This is a genomic window from Pedobacter psychrotolerans (assembly GCF_004340665.1).
In the GTDB taxonomy this organism is placed as follows: domain Bacteria; phylum Bacteroidota; class Bacteroidia; order Sphingobacteriales; family Sphingobacteriaceae; genus Pedobacter; species Pedobacter psychrotolerans.
Window position 1 is genome coordinate 1 of sequence record NZ_SLWO01000017.1, and the last position, 3,189, is coordinate 3,189.

At 33.4% G+C, this 3,189-nt stretch carries 4 protein-coding genes and 1 pseudogene; all 5 read left to right on the forward strand.

Features of this window, described 5'->3' with window-relative positions:
• Positions 1–187, forward strand: a pseudogene (locus tag EV200_RS21840) (transposase); the annotation flags it as partial.
• A gap of 337 nt (positions 188–524) precedes the next feature.
• A complete protein-coding gene (locus tag EV200_RS21615; RefSeq protein ID WP_132536544.1) occupies positions 525–1,013 on the forward strand; it encodes an SMI1/KNR4 family protein in 489 nt (162 codons plus the stop codon).
• Positions 1,014–1,204: 191 nt separating this feature from the next.
• Positions 1,205–1,840 (forward strand): hypothetical protein, encoded by a 636-nt coding sequence (locus tag EV200_RS21620; RefSeq protein ID WP_132536545.1) that lies wholly within the window; start codon positions 1,205–1,207, stop codon positions 1,838–1,840.
• A 3-nt stretch (positions 1,841–1,843) separates the two neighbouring features.
• Positions 1,844–2,392 (forward strand): 3'-5' exonuclease, encoded by a 549-nt coding sequence (locus EV200_RS21625; protein WP_132536546.1) that lies wholly within the window; start codon positions 1,844–1,846, stop codon positions 2,390–2,392.
• An 80-nt stretch (positions 2,393–2,472) separates the two neighbouring features.
• Entirely contained in the window at positions 2,473–2,958 is a 486-nt protein-coding gene (locus EV200_RS21630) for a hypothetical protein (protein WP_132536547.1), read from the forward strand.
• Positions 2,959–3,189 lie beyond the last annotated feature (231 nt).

A 3,189-nucleotide genomic window follows, 5' to 3' on the forward strand; every position in this document is an offset into this window, starting at 1 on the left:
GTTTTGGCAACAGGACAACCACCCTATAGAATTAAGTACAAATGAAATGATTGATCAAAGATTAAATTATCTGCACGAAAATCCTGTTACCGCTGTTTTGGTTACAGAAGCACAGTATTATAAGTATAGCAGCGCTGTAGATTATTATGAAGAAAGAGGAGGTTTAGTGCCAATAACGTTTATGTAGAGGATGTATTTCGGTCTGGAGACCTAGCTTTAAAAAAAGGTTTAAGTGATCCTTTGGAACACTTAAACCAGAAGGGGATATAAAAAATGTTAATAGAGCTTATGATGCCGAAGTAAAATACATATATAATCTCTTAGAAAAGCATTGGGATAAGGGAAATAGATTCGATATTGCAGTGGAATCATCATTTTATACTTGCGAAAATTGCCGCGATTATTGGGTTGCCCTCCAAGAATTGGCAGTTCAATCGGGTAAAACTATAAATGTTAAAATAATCGCTAGCCCTTGGGGAATTAACAATACAACTTTAAAATCATTTTTAAAAAGACCGTAATAAATGGAAATACAATATTTAAGTTACTTAAGGGATAATCCCGATGCCTTTCCAAATGAAACTGAACACAAATTAACGATTGAGCCAATTTCTTTACAAGAAATAGCGACTTTAGAACAGCTTTACAATAATGGTAATCCTTTTCCTAAAGTATTAAAGGAGCTGTTGTTCTTAGCGGGCTCACTTTGCTATGTTTTAGATTTTGGAATATTCGATACCCAACAAGAAATGCAGGATGATGTCAGAGAGCATATGGCTTCTCAAAGTAGAGCTATTTCAAGACCATTTTATGCCATTGATGTTTATAATCAAGGAGATCAATTTCTTTTTATTTATTTAGATGAAGGGGAAGATCCTCCTGTTTACGAAGGACTTTATTCTGGTGGAGGCGTTAATTTCCCAGATTGGATTCATTCAGTTTCTGTAAAGTCTCTTTCTGAGTTGATAAACCATAGAATTGACAGGCAAAAAGCAGGTAGGAATCCATTTTAACTCTATCCCTACCACTGGCCTACGCAGGCCCCTCGCTGGCGCACGCGTGCCGCGTGTGAAATATTATTATAACAATTCATTGTAGATATGTACCAAAGAATGGGAAAACTAAAATTGGTTTTGCAGTTTTGTTAAAAGGTGAAAATCGTTTTGATAATTTTCCTGAGCTTCGATTTAAATTTTAATATAACATGAGCGTACAAATAAAATATAAAAATACTGCTGGTAACTTAATTACTTCTCAGCAAGTACAAAATTTAGATTTTTTTGATAAAATAACTTTTGTAGATGATCAAATAAAAATGATTGAGTCTAAAATTAGAAGAAGAAATGGCTCACGCACCACAATTTCATACTATTTGAGCGATAGCGAGAATAAGCAGGAAATACTTAATAAATTCACCGATGCCGATAAAAATCAAAATTGTAATATAAGTTTTAACAAACAAAGTTTCGGAGAGTTTAGTATCTGGGACGAAGAAGTATATTCAAAAGAAGGTGATTTAAGGCATAGAGGTAAACATACTTTAGACAGCAAGGAGAGAATCATCTTTTCATGTAGTTTTGACCTTCAAACCAATCAGTTACTAGATAGATCATTTAAAAGTTACTATTTGGGAGATGATATGATTTTTACTTTTACTTATGATAATGATGGTAGTATAATAACTATAACAGATCATGAAGATCGATTTGGCTATTATGCCGCGCTTGATTTACAACAATTTATAGAAGAACCAATGATTCAAGACAGTTTTTTTCCATGGAACGATCATCCTTATTATCATTCTGCCTATCCTTTCTTGCCAAACTCCCTAACTATTTAAACTATGCCAAACATATTAGATAAAATAATCATCATTGATGTAGAAGCCACCTGTTGGGAAGGAGCACCTCTAGCAGGTATGGAAAGTGATATCATAGAAATAGGGATCTGCTTACTGGATGTTCAAACCGGAGAAATTACAGATAATAAAGGGATTTTAGTTAAGCCAGAACGATCTACTATCAGTCCGTTTTGTACCGAATTAACAACCATTACGCCAGAAATGGTGGCAAAAGATGGGATCTCGTTTAAAGAAGCCTGTTCTGTTTTAAGGAAAGAATACCTATCCCAGAAAAGGGTATGGGCAAGTTTTGGCGCATATGATTTAAAGCAGTTTCAACGTCAGTGTTCGGCAATTGGTATAGGCTTTCCTTTTGGGCCATCGCACATTAATGTTAAAACTTTGTTTGCCTTAAAAAATAAATTAGGATATGAAGAAGGGATGGCCGGTGCACTTAAAATACTAGATATTCCGCTTAAAGGTACCCATCATAGAGGAGTTGATGATGCCTTTAATATTGCGAAAATTTTAAACTGGATTTTAAATAATTAAGTATTCTTCATTTAGCACCTGCATTTCACTTATATGCTATATCTTAACAAAACACTTTAGCGTGGTAAATTTAGTTATTTATGGAAATACAATATTTAGGCTATTTAAGAGATAATCCGGATGCTTATCCAAATGAGATCGAAGACAAATTAACTATCGAGCCAATCTCCTTACAAGAAATAGCGTCATTAGAACAATTATGTAATAATGGCAATCCTTTTCCAAAAGCATTAAAAGAATTACTTTTTTTGGCGGGAGCATCTTGTTATGTTTTGGATTATGGAGTATTTGATACTCAAAAAGAACTGCAAGAATATGTAAAAGAAAAGATGGTATTAAGAAATAGGACTATTTCTAGGCCATTCTATGCAATTGATATATATGATACAGAGCAGTTTTTTTTTATTTATTTAGACGAAGGAGATAATCCTAAAGTTTATGAGGCTATTTATGAAGGTGGAGGACTTGATTTCCCCGATTGGATTCATCCCCTTAATCCAAAATCAATTTCTGAATTGATTAATCAAAGGATTGATAGACAGAAAGAAGGTAGAAATCCATTCTAACAATTTGATATAGATGTATTTAATATATTCCCAATTGGTTTAAGTGTTCGCTGTTTCAGCGGCCACTTAAATCTAATATAGAAACTAAGACTTTGTCTGAAAATTAAGCAAAAACAATGCAATGAAAAACTGAAAGATGGCAACAAAATATAGGTTTGGCGATAGTAGCATACCACATTTTATAACCTTAGCTGTTGTAAACTGGATAGATGTTTTTAGTAGAGAATGTTA